Raw genomic sequence first — 16,171 nt, forward strand, 5'->3', positions numbered from 1 at the left:
AATGAATTTAGAAATAAGTCAGGCGCAGTTTGGTGTAAGACCACCGGTGACAAAACCAATACCGGAGTTTTTGCTGGAAGTAGGGGAGGAAGGCATCAGGGAACTGATTTCCAAACACTATGATGCAATAAAACAGAGTGATATTTCTCATCTTTTTCCTCAGGATGATGCAGAATTTGAAAAAGCAAAAGTGAATTCGGCAGATTTTTTCATTCAAATATGCGGAGGACCGAAGTATTTTAATCAAAACAGAGGGGCACCGCAAATGGTAGGTCGTCACGCACCGTTTCGCATTGATGCAAAAGCACGTCAAACATGGCTGGAACTCTATAAGCCGCTCATTGAAGAGCTAAAAGAAAAAGGGGTGACAGAAACATCACTGTACTCATTTTGGAGATATTTGGATATATTTTCCATCTGGATGATAAATACGCAGTAGTAACCGCATAATAAGGATTATATAAGGAAGCTCCTTGTATAATTCCGACCTACCAACAATAAGTGGGTTCTTAGCTCAGTTGGTTAGAGCTCTCGGCTCATAACCGAGCGGTCGAGTGTTCGAGTCACTCAGAACCCACCACTTACAAACCCCCTAAACAACGAACTTTAAATTTGAATTGGTGTATTGTTTTTTCAACAAAATTTTTCAACACTCTTGGAACTATTTTTTTATGCTTTGTCAATTTTTATTTTTTGGTTGAAATAGATTAGCAGGTTATCAGTTAACCCTGCCTTTCAACTTACTTTTAAAAAATTGCACTTGATATTAGAATTGGCGGGTTAAAATAAGGGGCAAACATAACATTTTTCGTTCCCTCTTTTGTTTGTAACTAATCCGCTGTTGGCAATCCGAATTTCTGAGTAATCAATTCTCCTTCTTCATTAAAAAAAAGATAATAAAGCAAATCTTTCTTTACATGTAAACCCGCCAAGAATCTCAAAGCAAGGTTTGCCTGCAGAGATGCTATGTGCATAACAATCGGTGCTGCAATACCTGCGGGTGTTTTTTGTACAATTTTAAAGGCGTCATTAAAAGATGATTTGTCAAAAAAACAGACCTGTCCGTGAAATGCTTCTACACTTCCATAAATCCAGGGTGTATTGACTTTTTTTGCATACGTGTTAATATCCCCGCGTGTAGGAAGATTATCTGTGGCATCTAAAATGAGATCCACTGTAATGTTTTTTTTGCTCCACTCTTCAAAATTACACTCATGGGAAACAGCTTTTGTGAAGGGACATCGCTGTTGTATAATTTCAGCATTTATTTTTGCCTTGTTCTTCCCTTCATCTCCTAGTTTAAAAGCGATTTGTCTATGAATGTTATGCAGACTGACTTCATCAAAATCTATAATGTGGATTTCTCCGATTCCTGTTGATCCCAAAGCAAAGGCAAGCGAAGAACCAAGCCCTCCTGCTCCAACAATTGCTATTTTTTTTGTTTGAAGATTTTTTTGTGTCTCTTCTCCCCAAAGTTGCACCTGTCTGTGAAAATACTCCATCATTATAAATCCTTTTTTGTAAGTTTTAATGCTCTCTTGCTGATAGCTTCTTTAAATCCCCATGTGCGACGAGAGCGCACTACCTCTGTATGACTCATATCAACTATCATTAACTCTTCAGTATTTCCCAAATGGTTTAAAACTTCCGCATTCGGGGATGCCAATATAGAATCACCGTAAAATTTCCATACAAACTCTTTGTCCTGATACTCACCGATTCTGTTGGCTCTGAGTATATACATATTGTGTGTAAATGCTCTTGTGAGTATTAATGCTTTCCATCTCTCATAAGAGTCAAAAGTTGAAACGCTCGGTACAAGCAAACAGTCTATGTTTTTATTTCTAAGTTTAGCAAAAAATTCATCAAAATGAAGTTCAAATCCGTTCATTACCGCAAATTTGAAGCCGTCAATTTTAAAAACCATAGGGGAGAGCAGTGGTGCAAGTGCATTTGCAAAGAATTTTTCTTCATTCCAGTGGGCATAGTTAATAAGGATTTGCTGATTGTAGTAAGAGGCAGATGTTGGAGAAAACTTTGCAATGCATTTGTAAATCTTATCTTTTTTGACAATAACCAAGGGAGCGATTATTGTTATACTGTATGTTAAAGAGAGTTCTTTGAGGATTTTAATCTGATGGAGTGCCTGCTCTTTTATCATAGAGACAGACATCTGTTCGAGTTCTTTGAAAAAAGGATTGAGAACGTATTCACCAAGAAGTAGGACTTTGACGCCTTTTTTACTGGCTATCCGAATATAGTTATAAAGTTTTGTAGAACTCATTCCCTGTGCATTGAGCTGTAAAACTGCCGCTCTCATTGCGTAGTTTTTAAATTTTGAATTTTGATTTGAGCTTCTTCAAGCATTTTTTGTGCTTCGGCCAACTCTTTCATGCCTTTTTCATAGGCTTTTACACTTTCTTCAAGTGTAATCTCGGGGCTCATAAGTGTTTCCAAAATTTCTTTGGCATTTTGGAGTTTTTTTTCAAATTTTTCTTTAGCCATTGAGTGCATCCTTTACATTGTTTTCAAATTTATCAAGCTCTACCAAAAATGCGTCATGACCATAGTTGCTGTCAATATCTATATAATCATGATTTCTGTTTCCTATTTTTTTGAGTATCTGTGCCATTTCTTGCATTTCAGTGTTTTTAAACAGCAGATCATTTTTAAAACTTATCAGATACAGAGCAGAGGTTATTCTTTTAAGTGCTTCATCCAGCGAGTCAAATCCTCGAGACAGGTCATATATGTTAATGGCTTTTGTGATATAAAGATAGGACAAGGGATCAAACCATTTTGTAAAATTGTACCCGTTGTATTCCAGATAAGACTCTACCTGAAACTTTCCAAAAAGCTCATACAGCCCATCTGTGAGTTTATACTCTCTGCCAAATTTTTCACGCATTGATTCTGGAGACAAAAAGCTGATATGCCCCGCCATACGACCGACTGCCATCCCGGAGAGTCCCTGTTCTTTGAGAAGATTCGGATCATAATATCCCTGTTTGAAATCAGGATCATTGAGAATGGATTCCTGCGCAACTTTGTTAAAAGCTATTGCCCATGGCTGTGTTGCATGTGTTGTTGCCATTGCAATAATTTTGTTGGCAAAGTTTGGATAGTGTATGGCAAACTGCAGTGCCTGCATACCGCCCATGGAACCGCCGATTATTGCATGTACTCTGTGAATATCGAGCCTGTCAAACAAAATACGCTGTGCTTTTACCATGTCTTTTATGCTGACAACCGGAAATTTGTAACGGTAGGGTTCGTGATGGGGGTACTGCATGCTCATAGGACCTGTGGAACCAAAACAGCTGCCTATGACATTTGAGCATATTACAAAATATCTGTCAGTATCAATGGCTTTTCCCGGACCGATAAAGCCATCCCACCAGCCGGGTTTTGCATCATCTTCATACAGTCCTGCAGCATGATGTGAACCGGTAAGTGCGTGACAGACAACCACTACATTGCTCTTCTCTTCATTAAGTGTGCCATAGGTTTCATAAATAATATCATACGGTTCTAAAATACGCCCGCTTTCAAGATAAAGCGGGTTTGTAAAATGTTCTGTATGCGTTTGCAGGTTTAAAGACAAGGTGATTGCTCTCCGAAAATTAGTAACAGTATTTTAGCAAAAGAGTCTTAATTATGCTTCAAGTGCCTCTTTCATATCTTCAATTAAATCTTTTGGACTCTCCAAACCACAGGAAATTCTAATCAGACCTTCAGGAACACCACAGGCAAGCAGTTCTTCATGTGAGAGTTGCTGGTGTGTTGTCGAAGCAGGGTGCGTAATAATCGATTTTGAATCACCGATATTGACAACAAGTGAATAGAGTTTTGTGGCATTGACAATTTTTGTTGCTTCATCAAAATTTTCAACCTCAAAACTGAGCAGTCCACTGCACAAACCGTCTTGAAAGTATTTTTGGGCATTCTTATAGTTAGGATTACTTTTTAAGCCAGGGTAGTTTACTTTTTTTACTTTAGGATGTGATTCTAAAAATTCTGCCAGTAAAAGTGCATTTTTTGAATGTTCTCTCATGCGTAAGGGAAGTGTTTCCATTCCTTGAATAAAGAGCCATGAATTAAACGGAGAGACAACAGCACCCAAATCACGCAAAAGGGAAAGACGGGCGCGAAGTGTGTAGGGAGGAAGCCCGACATCTGTGTAGACAAGTCCGTGGTACGAGGCATCAGGTTCATTAAAATGAGCATATCTCGGATTGTCTTTGAGTTTTTCTGCAAGATTCTTTTTCTCAACCATGATTCCGCCTATGGCAAGCCCCTGACCTGTAGTATATTTACTGGCACTGTGTACAGTAATATCTGCTCCAAACTCAAAAGGACGGCACAAAGCAGGGGTTGCAACTGTATTGTCAACAACAGTTAAAATATTATATTTGTCTGCAATGGAGGTAATTGCCTCTATATCCGCAACATCAATACTCGGATTAGTCAATGATTCAAAAAAGATTATTTTTGTATTTTCATCAATAAGTGCTTCTATCTCTTTGGGTTGATGCACATCAAAAAATCTGGCTTCTATGCCAAAACGTTTGAGTGTATGCGTGCTGAGCGTCAAGCTTCCTCCATAAAGCTGCTTGGCGCAAATAATGTTGTCTCCTGCCTGGGCTGCATTGGCAATTGCAAAAAAGATTGCACTCATACCGCTTGCTGTAGCAATGGCTGCTTCACCCTCTTCAAGTGCTGCAAAACGTTTTTCAAAAACATCCGTTGTAGGATTGTTAAGACGTGTGTATATGTTGCCGAGTTCTTTTAATGAAAAAAGATTCGCAGCATGTTCTACATCACGAAACTCATAGGCAGTTGTCTGATAAATCGGAACCGCCATAGTCCCTTGCGTATCTTTTTCATATCCGGCATGGAGTGCTAATGTTTGTATATCCACAGGTTATCCTTTGTCATTGAGTGTTTCATCTTTAATTTTTTGTAAAAATTCTAAAATATTTTCCTGGTAGGCCAAAGTGTCCGTATCATAAGTATACTGGAGTAGTCTGCGAAGTGAATCGATATCTATTTTATGTGCGTATCTGGGAATTATTTTCAACTCTTTTTGTATGTTTAAAACAAGTGCGTCAATATTTAAACCATTGTTGTCTTGTACTTTTTTGACAAGTTCTTTTGTTGAAAGCATCAGAAGATTTGCTCTGTCAGTATCTTCTTTGTAGAGATCCAGTCCAATATTTTTTATAAGGATATAGCTTTCCACTGTTGCTTCTTTATTGGCTGCAATTATCAGGGCAAAAATTTTTGCACGAAATTCCAATGAACCGTGATGGTGTACAAAGAGTTCGCGAAAAGCACTGAAAAAATGATGTTTTAATCTAAAACTGAGCCTCATTAATGTTCCTTGTGTCGTATTATACACCTAAAATGGTATAATTTCAAAAATAATCGGAATAAGGAATTTTTTTATGGGTAGAGCGTTTGAATATAGAAAAGCATCAAAATTAAAAAGATGGGGAGCAATGTCCAAATTGTTCCCAAAACTTGGTAAAGTTATCACAATGGCGGCAAAAGAGGGTGGATGTGATCCTGATATGAATGCTAAGCTTAGAACTGCAATTTTAAATGCAAAAGCTGAAAATATGCCAAAAGACAATATTGATGCGGCTATAAAAAGGGCGACTGCCAAAGACAGTGCCGATATGAAAGAGGTAAATTTTGAGGGAAAAGCGCCTCACGGTGTACTGCTTTTTATTGAGTGTGCAACTGATAACAACACAAGAACAGTAGCAAATGTCAAAAGTATTTTAAATAAGAACGGTGGAGAAATGCTTACAAACGGTTCTTTGGAATTTATGTTTTCGAGAAAAGCTCTTTTTGAATTTCCACTTTCAGAAGATATGGATATAGAAGAACTGGAACTTGAACTTATAGATGCAGGGCTTGAAGAGATAGAAACAGAAGACGGAGTTGTTTTAGTGACAGCTGACTATACAAGTTTTGGTACGATGAATGAAGCACTGGAAAAAATGGGTGTAGAAATTACAAAAGCAACACTTGAGCGAATTGCAAATACTCCGATACAAATCAGCGAAGAAGAGCAGGCTGATGTAGATAAAATTTTAGAAAGACTCGAAGATGATGAGGATGTTCAAAAAGTTTATACAAATTTAGCGTAAAATATACTTTACATGTACTCTATAAAAGAAGAGTATGCAAATACTCTTGAAGTGAAGCAGTCAAAGTTTATTGCTTACCTGGTGCCATACGACAAATATGAAATGCTGCTTCATAAACTAAAAGAAGAACATCCTAAAGCACGGCATTTTGTAACGGCATACAGATACCTGAATAAGTATGATCAAACAGTTGAACACTCAAGTGATGACGGTGAACCTTCCGGAACATCGGGAAAACCCTCTCTGATGGTTTTGCAAGGACAGAAACTTATCAATACTGCCGTGATTGTCGTACGCTATTTTGGCGGTACAAAGTTAGGAACGGGCGGATTGGTCAGGGCATACAGTGATGCTGTGAATTTAGTAATTGAAAAAGCAGAGCTGTATGAGTATAAAAAAGAATTGACGCAAAAAATTGTTTTTGATTACAGTGATGTGCGCTTTATAGAGTATGAGTGCAAAGAGTTTGCTGTCACTGTTTCTCAAAAAGAGTTTGATGAAAAAGTCTCTTATACGGTTACAGCCAGTGAAGAAAATATGAAAAATTTTCTTTCCAAAACTGCCAGAGTAGCAACTGTTAGTGCGGTGTAGCTATCTTCTTCCCTGCACCGCATTGCCCATATCCCACATTGGCAAGAAAATACCAAGTGCCAGTAATATAACCATAGAAGCTATAATAAGCAGCATAATTGGTTCAATGGCTTCACTTAAACCGTCTATAATGGCATCAAATCGCATCTTATAGTATTCTGCAACTTTTTTAATCATCGTATCAAGGGTACCACTGTCTTCTCCGGCACGAATCATCTGAATAATCATATTTTCAAAAAGTCCTGTTTCCTCAAGTCCTTTATTCAGTGTTCCTCCTTTTTCTACAGTGCTGATGACTGATTGGAGTTTTCTTTTGAGAGGAAGATTGTCTACCATTGCTGTGGCGGTGTCAAGAGCTTCAGCTATTGGAATTCCGGCACGGATAAGTTCAGAAAATACAAGGGTAAATCTACTTAAAGTTGCAAATTTAATAATATTTTTTATGAGATAAACTCTCAGTAAAAATTTATGCCAACCGTATCTTATATGTTCATAATTGTTGATAAGATATTTGAATATTAAAAATGCTACAGCCAATCCGGCTAAAACATAGGGGCCGAAGTTATTGAAAATATATTCAAGTTTTAAAAGAATAACTGTCGGCAGAGGCAGTTCGGCATGAAGTTCTTCAAATATAGCTTTAAACTGAGGGACAACGTAGGATATTAAAACTGTAAACGCTATAGCCATGGCAATCATGACATTTCGCGGGTATGCCATCGCTTTTTTAAACTTTACAACATTGGCCCGTATCTCTTCAAGCATATTTGCCAAAGAGTATAAGGCTTCATCCAGATTACCTGTCTTTTCTCCGAGTTCGACCATCGCAATTGTAAGATTTCCAAGTTCATACCGGAAGTTCTGCATGGCAGATGAAATGGAGTGTCCTGCATTGATATCTTCTGCAATTTTTGAAAAAACACTCTTGAGGGCTTCGTCTGTTGTTGCATTTGCTATCTCTGTCAGAGAATCATGGATGGAAATACCGGCATTTGTCATAACAGCCAGTTGCCGGATAGCAGCAATAAGAGCATCAGGTTTGATTTTTCTTTTTTTTATATTTGATAAAAAATTTGTTTTAAATCTTTTAAGTTGTACTTCAAGAGGCTCCTGCGCTTCTGAAACCTTGATGATGATACCGGAAAATTTCAGTTTGGCATAACTGTTTGCTTCTTTTTTGTTTTCAGCATAGAGTCCAATCTCCTCTTTTCTTCCTTTTGTTAAAACAGTGGCTATAAAATACTTCATCCCTTGGCTACCTTTAATATCTCTTCTATGCTGGTTATTCCGTCAATTGCTTTTTGGATACCATTTTGAAAGAGTCCGACAAATCCCTCTTTTTTTGCCTGTTCAAGCATCTGTTCTTTTGATGCACCTTTGGCAATCAAAGAAGAGAGTTCTTCTGAAATATTAAGTACTTCACAAATCATTTCTCTTCCCATATATCCTGTATCTGAACACTCTTTACACCCTCTGCCTTTGTAAAAGATTGTCCCTTCAGGCACAACCCCGTCTATCTCTTCCAAAACGGATGCTGAAAGTGTGTCTTCTGCTTTGCAGTGTCTGCATATCTTTCGTACAAGTCTTTGTGCCTGAATGGCTACAAGTGCACCACTGATGAGGTAGTGTTCTATTCCCATGTCGGCCATTCTGGGTATTGCACTGATTGCATCATTTGTATGAAGCGTAGATATAACCATATGACCGGTAAGTGCTGCTTTTATGGCAATTTCGAGAGTCTCCTGGTCTCGAATTTCACCAATCATAATTTTATCCGGATCTTGTCTTAAAATTGACCTGAGCGCATCAGCAAAACTCAAACCTACTTTTGCATTTACCTGTACCTGTTGAATAAGATTCATTCTGTACTCTACGGGGTCTTCAACAGTAATAACTTTGTCTTCAACATTTCTCAGCTCATTTAATGCACCATATAAAGTAGTTGTTTTACCACTCCCTGTAGGGCCTGTAACCAGAATAATTCCATAAGGAGTTTTGAGACCCTTGAGCAGTTTTTGATAGCTGTTGGCGTCCATCCCGGCATCTTCCAGTTTTACAAGCGCTTTTTGTTTGTCTAAAACACGCATAACAATTGATTCGCCATAAAGAATGGGCAGTGTTGATATACGAAAATCATACTCTTTTGCCCCTACAGAAGTTGAAAATCTGCCGTCTTGCGGCTTTCTTTTTTCAGCTATATCCAAATTTGCAAGCAGTTTGAGTCTTGATGCCAGAGGCGGATAGATGTCTTTTTCGAAAATAAACATTTCTGTGAGTTTTCCGTCAACACGTCCACGAACCACACAGTTTTTTTCAGTAGGTTCGATATGGACATCACTTGCCCGTGCATTAATACATGTTTTTAAAACAACATCTATGAGTTGTAAAATAGAGGAGGCCTCTTGTTGCTCCTCAATAGAACTGATGGAATTTAGTTCATCACGTATTTTTTTGACCAGATCTTTAATACTGTCTTTGAGACTGATCTTATAGAGATAGGACACAATTTGTTTTTTTGTTGCCAAAGCAATTTTAAGAACTTTTCTTGGAAAGAGTCTTTGGACAGCTTCTTGTGCATCCATGTTTAAAGGATCACTAAAAGCGACAGTAACACTCAGATCATCCTGTGAAACAGGAATAGCATTATGTTTTTCAAGTTGGTTCAGAGGAGCTTTTTCAATGAGATTGTAATCCATATCAATCGAATCAAGATCAACAAAAAGAAGATTCAGCTCTTTTGCAAGCCTTTGCAGGACTGCTTTTTCTTCTATATAATCATAATTGTCTATAATGGAGAGATCATAAACACCTTCTCTTATTTGTTGCACAATAAATCTTACAAGACGATCCATAGTCATGAATCCGGAAAGTGTGATATCTCTGAGAATTAAATTTTCACTAATTCCTTTTGCCAGAAGCCTGTCAACCTGGCTTTTCATAATTGAGCCGTTGGCAAGTAAATCAGTTGTTATTCTATCCACAATAACTCCTACCAGTATATGTGACGTTTTAAAATTATTGTATCATAATATTCTTCAATAATCATCTTGCTTATTCTGTCATCTTTTGAAATATAGAGTTTATAGCTTAGTTTTTTATCTGTCGGATCATTGAACAGATAAAAGGTTCTGGGTTTGTGTTTTCCAAGTTTTACATATAAATCAAAGACTTTTGACAATATATAATCTGTTGATGGCAAAACATATTGAGATAATTCATATCCGTCGATAAGGGCATGGTACAAAAGTTTCTTTTGCATCAAAATAACTGCAAAATAGGCTGAGTTTGCACGAGCTTCTTTTGAAAATTTCAGCATTGTTATTGGTATTGACAATCTGTCTATATAGTCTGAATGTAAACAGCCAAATGCATATAAACTGACAAACTCTTCATCTTTTTTATATCTTTGAAAATTGTTAAAACCTATGGTGCAGACCTCTTCATATTTTTTATTTTGATATAGAGTAAATAAATTTTGTTTTATATTATAGGCATAAAGGTTACATGTAACCATGATTAGCAGTAGTAATTTCATCTGAATTTTCCTGATTTGATTTCATTTAAGAGAATTTCGGCATTACTTGAGTGTGAAACTTTTATGTATTCCTGCAGTGTATGGATTGCTTTGTTTTTTTGGTGAAGCTGCATAAGAGATTTTGCAAAAACAATCCAGCTTGCCTCAATATTGGAATTAATCTGATTTGTAATCAGTGCATAATTATATGCCTGTTTGTAGTTTCCAAGTTCATAATATTTTTTTGCGACAAAAAGACTCAAAGCAGGGTTCTTGTTCTTTTTAAAACGCTTGATAATTTCAAAAATATCATTTTGGGTCTCTTTTCTCTGGATAGTGATACGGATTTTTTTCTCTTTTTTTATTGAAGGCGATTTGACTGAGATATCTTGAACAGCCTCTGTAACTTTTCTTTCTTTGAAATGCTTGTGCTTTGTTTGTTCATATCTGTATTGTGGTTGTCTTACTTCATGTTGAATGTTTTTCATAAAATTCATTGATGGCTTGAGTGTTTGGAAAGAGGTTTCTTTTGTTTTGTCTGCGACAACTGTTTTAGGTTGTGCTGTTACTGGTTTTGGCTGTACAGCCATTGGTGCAGGTTGTTTTTTTACCGGCTTGACTTTTACTGCTGACGGTTGGTTTTTTGGCGGAAGAATTGATTTTTGAACTGTTTTTTTTGCTGTTACAGGCTTTTTTTGTGATACAGCTTTACTGTTGGCTGTATAAAAGTAGTAAACAGCAGGAACAATCGCGAACAAAACAATACTGACAATGAAGTAAGGTAAAAATGATTTTATTTTATAGATTTTCCAACGTTTCTCCAAATCACGAATATTAAGCATTGATAAGTCCTGTGTGTATGGCAGCCATTTCAATGAATTTGTTGGGAATATGTGTAGTACTTAATGAATAATGACTGTTTTGTTCATAAGTATGATAAATATCAAAAAGAGTATAAAGCAGTTTATTGGTATCTCTGTAATTTCCCTGTGTAAGTTTGTAGATATTATTTACTGTTTTAGTGTGAAACATATTTGCTGTATCAAAACAGTTTGCTTTCATAAGTTTTTTTTGTATATAAATCTTGAGTTCTGCTTTTGATGCATTTTCAAGTTCAAAAGTTTCCCAGATTCTTGTTTGAAAATGCTCTTTTGCGATGAGATCTTCTTTTTCTGTTTTGTGCAGGGTTATAACAAATTTAATACATCTTGTGTCTGATAAAAGTCTTATTTTTTCCATTAAAACTTCAGAATAGAGCTGTGCTTCATCAAGTAAAACAATTGGTGCCTTCTCAACAGTTCTCTCTTTTACAATTTTCATAAACTGTGTTAAGTTTAAGGTGTCATTATATTGGATGTTGAAAATATCCTGAGCGAGGACTTTATAAAATTCTGTTTCATCTAAAATAGGTGTTTCATAAAGATAGATATCGCACTCTTGCACTAAATCATCATAGAGTTTGCTCAGGAACATACTTTTTCCGGTTCCCGGTTTTCCAAAAAGAAGTACCATCTTTAATGGTTTGGATATAGAGTCTTTTAAGGATTTATAGATTGTGGAAACTCTGTCTAGTTGTATATAGTCCTTGGCATTGACTGTATCTAAGAAAACATTTTTTGAATTTGCAAAGATACTCTCCATATGTTATTTACCTTCTTCCTTGTCATCAGTCTGATTCAGTTTTATCTCTTTTTTCTTTTTTGAGGCCATTTCCAGTGTAAGTAATTCGTCGCTCAGTCCCTCATAACCTAAATCACTTAAAGAGATTGAATCTTTTTCTTTATGGATAATATGCGGTTCAATAATTATGACAAGTTCTTCAACTGTTTTTACCATTTCTTCATGTTTAAATAAATTACCAAGGAACGGAATACTGCCTAAGATTGGAACCTGATTTGAATTATTTGTGTTTTTGGAATTTATAAGCCCGCCCAAAATAATTCTGTTGCCGTCTTTGACAGTTACAACAGAAGAGAGTTGACGGCGGTTTAAATCCGGCGGCATATCTCTTCCTGTATTTGGTGTTTGGGAGATATCTGTTGTTGTTTCTGAGAGAGAGGGGTTTATTCTCAGAGTGATTGTTTTGTCATCAGAAATTTCCGGAGTAATTGTTAAAAGAACGCCGGCAAAGACAGAATTGACCAAATCGGTTTGGGTTGTAGCAGCGACTCCGCCGCCTGTTCCCTGTTGGTTGGTTGATGAGAGGATTTTATAAAAATACTCTGTCCCTGCTGTAATAAGTGCCGGTTGGTTGTTTAAAGTAAGCACTTTCGGATTCGATATGGAAGTAACATCTCCCTGTGTTTTTAAAAATTTGATAACCTCTGTCAGTTGTCCGCCGGCACTCATAGTAAAAAGTTGTGATGCACCCGCACCTGTAGCAGCGGTATCTGTAATAATTCCATTGGCAGGTATTGTCGTACCGATATTGTTATAGTTTGCTGTACTTGCAGAGAGTTTGACATTTTGCAGAGCATACAGCTGTTTCCAGTCTATACCTGTTGTTTTTCCCTTGCTCATGGTAACGGAGAGCAGTTGTACATCAATCAGTACCTGGAGTTTTACCTTGTCTTGTAATTTTTTTAGATAACTTTCAAAACGTTTGAGCTGTTTGTCTGTAGCTGTTACAGTTATCAGACCTGCATTTTTGTTTATAATTGGAGGCGTTGCTTTGTAGATGTCATTTGGACGGTTGAGAATACTCTGAAACTCTGTATCAAGTTGCTCCCAAAATTTAACTTCATCAGAACTTTCGATTTTTACACCTGTATCTGATGTAGAATTGCCTCCACCGGTTCCTGAGTTTCCACCGGCACCTCTTTGGGAATTGGAAGATCTGCCGCCGCCACCGCCAGCTCCTCCTCCCTGTTGTTGTGCATTTGAGGAAGAACTGAGCGTGACATCTGTACTGCCTGTGCTTTTTCTTTGTGAAAGAATATAGTCTATGTTGAAAACTTTTGTTGTTAAATAGGATATTTTTAAAAGGTTGTTTTCAAGAGTATAGGAAAGGTTATGCTGTGTCAATATAATATCTAACACTTCATCAATCGTTAAATTCTTTAAGTTTGTTTTATTCAGTTTGGTTTTCAGGAATTGTTCGGCATGAGGGTCAGTTACTATGATACTGAAACCACATTCATCACTCAATTGTTCTACAAAGTCAATGATTTTGGTATTTTTTGCAGAACTGATACTAAAAAGCTCATAAGAACAATCTGCAAAGCTGGTTGTTGAAAGCATCGCGGTCATTATTGTTGCATAAACCGATGTTTGTATAAATTTCATTTGAGATCCCTACTTATTATAGATTTTTATTTTTTTACTTTTACTTTTTGTTGAAAGCAGAAGTTTTTTATTTTTTCGAACTAATAGAACAGAATTTCTACCGACTTTAATCAATTTATAACCATAAATATATTTACCCTGTTTATACCATTTTCCATTAATCATTGCCGATTTGTTTAAGATGGCATCAAGCCTGAAATGCACAGTGCTGTGTTGCGTGACTTTTTTGTAGTTTGCATGCGCACCAAATACTGTTTTTTTGGTTGTTTTGTTTTTTTTGGAATCATTTTTCTTGTGTAAAAAAATAAAAGGATCTTTTATCCTTGCAATCTCTTTTTCAGAAACTCCGATTCTTGGTGGTTTAATGGCTTCAATCTGCTCATCAACCCATGCCAGATTGTTGGAAAAAAGTTGCGAAGTCAGAAGGAGCATTAAAATCAAGTAGAATTTTTTCATTAGTATGTAATCCCCCATACAGATATATTTAAATCAGAAATCAACGCCTGATCAGCTTTTATATCAAAGTTGTGGATATCAACGACCAGTTCACTCTGTTCTAATGAATTGATAAACTTCAAGGTGTTTTTATAATTCGCAGTTGATTCAATTGTAATATCGAGTATGTGTCCAAAAGAACTCTCATTTTTTGCATATTTGTTTGTCAGGGTAAGGAGTTTGACATTATATCTTTGTGCATTAGTCGCTATGGAATCAAGATATTCACCCCATGCCCGTTCATCATATATTAAAGATGAAATAGTCTCAATTTTACTTTTTATATAAGAGTTGGTATCTTTTATGACAATTATCTCATTGTTTATGTTCCTGATTTCTTTTTCAAGCTGTAGAATTTTTGATTCTGGATTATGCTGCAGAAATGTTTTATCGGCATTTATCTTTGTCTGGAGATTTTGCACACTGGCTCTTGTCTGTGTGAATTTGTCAAAGGAACTGTCCCAGAACAGAAGGTATGCAAAGGTAAAAATGATACCGACAACCATCAGGTAAGTCATATAGATGTCTTTTTGGGTTTTGTTTTTAAAAGCTGCATCTATTCTATGGAGATAGTCTTCAAGATTTATTTTCATAATATACGCACCTTTAATTCACTGAAGTATTTATTTGTTTTTTCATCAAAGACAATCTCTTCAAGGATAAACTTGTATTTTCCTTCATAAATCTTAGTGAGATATTCAACAAGTTGTGTAATCTTTCTGTCATTATTGGCAACTAAATAAAAAGTCAGTGTTTTTGTTTTATTATCTTCTGCATACTTTGCTTCTTCAATCTTTACACCATACTTGTTTAAGTTTTTAGTGAACATTGTCAAAAGTTTTGCTTTCATGGGATAATCAACTTTTACTTCATGAATTTTCATAAGAGTGTTTTTTTTCTCAGAGTATTCTGTTTGTTCTTTGGCAAGCAATTTCAATGATTTTTCTTTGTCTGCTTTCCTGTTTTTAATAGTGGCTTCTCTGGTTATTTTGATATTATGAATCTCTTTATATTTTTGTTTGAGCAGATCTTCTTGCAGAGTCTGTGCATACGTAAGTATCCAGTATGTTATAGGGTACGCAAACGCAAGAGCAAAGGAAGCAAATATTAAAATTATAAGTTTGCCGCTTTCTCGTTTGATGAATTTCGGCGGTCGTCTGTAATCAGTAAAATTGCATTCATATATTTCATCTTTGGGCAGTGTTGTATAAATATGCATAAGTGCATGAAGCTGATCAACATATTCATCTTCGGTCTCAAAACCGTAATCAAATTCAAATTCACTTGACTTTATGTTTAACTCAACTTCCAGCATTTCATAAAGTTTTGTTACAGTGGGAAGCTGTGCTCCTATATATACATGCTCAAATTTTTCAATATCAAATGCTCTTTTTGCATAGGTGAGAATATCATTGATATTTGCAAACAATTCTTTATAAAGACGAATAAAAAATTCTTTGTAATCGCTTGTAGTTTCTTTAAGATTTTCTTTTGAAAAAAAGTATATAAATTCGTTATATTCAATTCTCTCACCATACAGTTCACAAAAACGCTCATGCATTTCTACAAGAGAATATTTTAAAGATTTGGTATAAACAAATTCCTTGTTGCCGTAAATAGTCAAAAATGCATCATTTTCCTGAATATATATAAAACAGTGTACACCGTTACTGTCGATGAGTTCTTTTGTATAAAGTGATTTGATTAAAAGAGGCGAAGGAATGATGACATCAATATATTTTACTTTTTCAATAATTTTTATAAAAGTATTGGTTATGTCCAAAGGGTCTACGATAAAGACATGAAAATATCTGTTTTCTTCATCTAATGTGTCAAATGATTCTATGTACCGAATTTTATACTCAACTGCCTGATCAAGGGCCAGTTCATCATATGCTTTGTTACTGATAGCATCAAACAAATCTTCCTCAGGAATATTTTTACTGATTGCAATCTGGGCAGTTATAAATTCTTTTGTACTGATATATGAAATTACAAACTGATCTTTTGAAAATTTTGGACTTGTTGTTTCTGTGATGAAACTTGATATTCCACTAAAGTATGTCTCTTTGTATGGATTAATTGATAATACACTTGAAAAAGAGTGCTGTGTTGATGTATTCATTAA

General features: G+C 35.9%; 18 protein-coding genes and 1 tRNA gene. 4 read left to right on the forward strand and 15 right to left on the reverse strand.

What is annotated here, in order from left to right:
- The first annotated feature begins 1 nt into the window (after position 1).
- Both ETP70_RS04060 and ETP70_RS04065 read left to right on the forward strand, forming a co-directional pair.
- Positions 2 to 439: a globin domain-containing protein gene (locus tag ETP70_RS04060; RefSeq protein ID WP_151899977.1), complete on the forward strand. Its 438-nt coding sequence runs from the start codon at positions 2 to 4 to the stop codon at positions 437 to 439.
- A gap of 64 nt (positions 440 to 503) precedes the next feature.
- A tRNA-Ile gene (locus ETP70_RS04065) sits at positions 504 to 580 on the forward strand.
- Positions 581 to 830: 250 nt separating this feature from the next.
- On the opposite strand, the gene ETP70_RS04070 is transcribed toward ETP70_RS04065, so the two are convergent.
- From ETP70_RS04070 to ETP70_RS04095, 6 genes are read right to left on the reverse strand one after another with little or no spacing between them, the layout of a single operon-like run.
- The gene (locus ETP70_RS04070) at positions 831 to 1,505 is read right to left on the reverse strand and encodes a HesA/MoeB/ThiF family protein (RefSeq protein ID WP_151899978.1); all 675 of its coding nucleotides are present in this window, start codon (positions 1,503 to 1,505) and stop codon (positions 831 to 833) included.
- A complete protein-coding gene (locus ETP70_RS04075) occupies positions 1,505 to 2,320 on the reverse strand; it encodes a carbon-nitrogen hydrolase family protein (protein ID WP_151899979.1) in 816 nt (271 codons plus the stop codon). The genes ETP70_RS04070 and ETP70_RS04075 overlap by 1 nt, the downstream gene beginning before the upstream one ends.
- Positions 2,317 to 2,505 carry an exodeoxyribonuclease VII small subunit gene (gene xseB / locus ETP70_RS04080; protein ID WP_151899980.1) on the reverse strand — a complete coding sequence of 63 codons (189 nt, stop codon included), beginning with the start codon at positions 2,503 to 2,505 and terminating at the stop codon, positions 2,317 to 2,319. The genes ETP70_RS04075 and xseB overlap by 4 nt, the downstream gene beginning before the upstream one ends.
- On the reverse strand, positions 2,498 to 3,604 hold the full coding sequence (gene metX, locus ETP70_RS04085) for a homoserine O-acetyltransferase MetX (protein WP_151899981.1): 1,107 nt from the start codon (positions 3,602 to 3,604) through the stop codon (positions 2,498 to 2,500). The genes xseB and metX overlap by 8 nt, the downstream gene beginning before the upstream one ends.
- Before the next feature lie 51 nt (positions 3,605 to 3,655).
- Positions 3,656 to 4,921, reverse strand: a complete 1,266-nt coding sequence (locus ETP70_RS04090; RefSeq protein ID WP_151899982.1) for an O-acetylhomoserine aminocarboxypropyltransferase/cysteine synthase family protein — start codon at positions 4,919 to 4,921, stop codon at positions 3,656 to 3,658.
- A gap of 3 nt (positions 4,922 to 4,924) precedes the next feature.
- A complete protein-coding gene (locus ETP70_RS04095) occupies positions 4,925 to 5,374 on the reverse strand; it encodes a hypothetical protein (RefSeq protein WP_151899983.1) in 450 nt (149 codons plus the stop codon).
- 73 nt (positions 5,375 to 5,447) lie between these two features.
- On the opposite strand from ETP70_RS04095, the gene ETP70_RS04100 reads away from it, so the two are divergent.
- Both ETP70_RS04100 and ETP70_RS04105 read left to right on the forward strand, forming a co-directional pair.
- The gene (locus ETP70_RS04100; RefSeq protein ID WP_151899984.1) at positions 5,448 to 6,158 is read left to right on the forward strand and encodes a YebC/PmpR family DNA-binding transcriptional regulator; all 711 of its coding nucleotides are present in this window, start codon (positions 5,448 to 5,450) and stop codon (positions 6,156 to 6,158) included.
- 12 nt (positions 6,159 to 6,170) lie between these two features.
- A complete protein-coding gene (locus tag ETP70_RS04105) occupies positions 6,171 to 6,749 on the forward strand; it encodes a YigZ family protein (RefSeq protein WP_151899985.1) in 579 nt (192 codons plus the stop codon).
- Here the strand turns inward: ETP70_RS04105 and ETP70_RS04110 are convergent, their stop codons facing one another.
- Genes ETP70_RS04110 through ETP70_RS04150 form a run of 9 tightly spaced genes read right to left on the reverse strand, consistent with a single transcriptional unit; the run spans position 6,750 to position 16,168 of the window.
- Positions 6,750 to 7,997, reverse strand: coding sequence for a type II secretion system F family protein (locus ETP70_RS04110; RefSeq protein ID WP_151899986.1), 1,248 nt, complete (start codon positions 7,995 to 7,997; stop codon positions 6,750 to 6,752). It lies immediately after the preceding gene.
- The gene (locus ETP70_RS04115) at positions 7,994 to 9,730 is read right to left on the reverse strand and encodes a GspE/PulE family protein (protein ID WP_151899987.1); all 1,737 of its coding nucleotides are present in this window, start codon (positions 9,728 to 9,730) and stop codon (positions 7,994 to 7,996) included. The genes ETP70_RS04110 and ETP70_RS04115 overlap by 4 nt, the downstream gene beginning before the upstream one ends.
- A gap of 8 nt (positions 9,731 to 9,738) precedes the next feature.
- On the reverse strand, positions 9,739 to 10,284 hold the full coding sequence (locus tag ETP70_RS04120) for a hypothetical protein (RefSeq protein WP_151899988.1): 546 nt from the start codon (positions 10,282 to 10,284) through the stop codon (positions 9,739 to 9,741).
- Complete coding sequence (locus ETP70_RS04125) at positions 10,281 to 11,105, reverse strand: CDC27 family protein (RefSeq protein WP_151899989.1); 825 nt, start codon at positions 11,103 to 11,105, stop codon at positions 10,281 to 10,283. The genes ETP70_RS04120 and ETP70_RS04125 overlap by 4 nt, the downstream gene beginning before the upstream one ends.
- A complete protein-coding gene (locus tag ETP70_RS04130; RefSeq protein WP_151899990.1) occupies positions 11,098 to 11,904 on the reverse strand; it encodes an ATP-binding protein in 807 nt (268 codons plus the stop codon). The genes ETP70_RS04125 and ETP70_RS04130 overlap by 8 nt, the downstream gene beginning before the upstream one ends.
- A 3-nt stretch (positions 11,905 to 11,907) precedes the next feature.
- Positions 11,908 to 13,548 carry a pilus (MSHA type) biogenesis protein MshL gene (gene mshL, locus ETP70_RS04135; RefSeq protein ID WP_151899991.1) on the reverse strand — a complete coding sequence of 547 codons (1,641 nt, stop codon included), beginning with the start codon at positions 13,546 to 13,548 and terminating at the stop codon, positions 11,908 to 11,910.
- A 9-nt stretch (positions 13,549 to 13,557) separates the two neighbouring features.
- The gene (locus tag ETP70_RS04140; RefSeq protein ID WP_151899992.1) at positions 13,558 to 14,004 is read right to left on the reverse strand and encodes a hypothetical protein; all 447 of its coding nucleotides are present in this window, start codon (positions 14,002 to 14,004) and stop codon (positions 13,558 to 13,560) included.
- Positions 14,004 to 14,636, reverse strand: coding sequence for a hypothetical protein (locus ETP70_RS04145; protein WP_151899993.1), 633 nt, complete (start codon positions 14,634 to 14,636; stop codon positions 14,004 to 14,006). Before ETP70_RS04145 ends, ETP70_RS04140 begins: the two co-directional genes overlap by 1 nt.
- On the reverse strand, positions 14,633 to 16,168 hold the full coding sequence (locus tag ETP70_RS04150; protein ID WP_151899994.1) for a hypothetical protein: 1,536 nt from the start codon (positions 16,166 to 16,168) through the stop codon (positions 14,633 to 14,635). The genes ETP70_RS04145 and ETP70_RS04150 overlap by 4 nt, the downstream gene beginning before the upstream one ends.
- Positions 16,169 to 16,171: the final 3 nt, after the last annotated feature.

The organism is Sulfurimonas hydrogeniphila (assembly GCF_009068765.1).
GTDB lineage: Bacteria > Campylobacterota > Campylobacteria > Campylobacterales > Sulfurimonadaceae > Sulfurimonas > Sulfurimonas hydrogeniphila.

Excerpts from the sequence above, each read along its gene's own strand:
- ETP70_RS04060 (WP_151899977.1), top strand. The coding sequence starts at position 2 with ATGAATTTAGAAATAAGTCAGGCGCAGTTTGGTGTAAGACCACCGGTG.
- ETP70_RS04150 (WP_151899994.1), bottom strand. The coding sequence starts at position 16,168 with ATGAATACATCAACACAGCACTCTTTTTCAAGTGTATTATCAATTAAT.
- xseB (WP_151899980.1), bottom strand. The coding sequence starts at position 2,505 with ATGGCTAAAGAAAAATTTGAAAAAAAACTCCAAAATGCCAAAGAAATT.
- ETP70_RS04095 (WP_151899983.1), bottom strand. The coding sequence starts at position 5,374 with ATGAGGCTCAGTTTTAGATTAAAACATCATTTTTTCAGTGCTTTTCGC.
- ETP70_RS04100 (WP_151899984.1), top strand. The coding sequence starts at position 5,448 with ATGGGTAGAGCGTTTGAATATAGAAAAGCATCAAAATTAAAAAGATGG.
- mshL (WP_151899991.1), bottom strand. The coding sequence starts at position 13,548 with ATGAAATTTATACAAACATCGGTTTATGCAACAATAATGACCGCGATG.
- ETP70_RS04140 (WP_151899992.1), bottom strand. The coding sequence starts at position 14,004 with ATGAAAAAATTCTACTTGATTTTAATGCTCCTTCTGACTTCGCAACTT.
- ETP70_RS04130 (WP_151899990.1), bottom strand. The coding sequence starts at position 11,904 with ATGGAGAGTATCTTTGCAAATTCAAAAAATGTTTTCTTAGATACAGTC.
- ETP70_RS04125 (WP_151899989.1), bottom strand. The coding sequence starts at position 11,105 with ATGCTTAATATTCGTGATTTGGAGAAACGTTGGAAAATCTATAAAATA.
- ETP70_RS04070 (WP_151899978.1), bottom strand. The coding sequence starts at position 1,505 with ATGATGGAGTATTTTCACAGACAGGTGCAACTTTGGGGAGAAGAGACA.
- ETP70_RS04110 (WP_151899986.1), bottom strand. The coding sequence starts at position 7,997 with ATGAAGTATTTTATAGCCACTGTTTTAACAAAAGGAAGAAAAGAGGAG.
- ETP70_RS04075 (WP_151899979.1), bottom strand. The coding sequence starts at position 2,320 with ATGAGAGCGGCAGTTTTACAGCTCAATGCACAGGGAATGAGTTCTACA.
- ETP70_RS04105 (WP_151899985.1), top strand. The coding sequence starts at position 6,171 with ATGTACTCTATAAAAGAAGAGTATGCAAATACTCTTGAAGTGAAGCAG.
- ETP70_RS04120 (WP_151899988.1), bottom strand. The coding sequence starts at position 10,284 with ATGAAATTACTACTGCTAATCATGGTTACATGTAACCTTTATGCCTAT.
- ETP70_RS04145 (WP_151899993.1), bottom strand. The coding sequence starts at position 14,636 with ATGAAAATAAATCTTGAAGACTATCTCCATAGAATAGATGCAGCTTTT.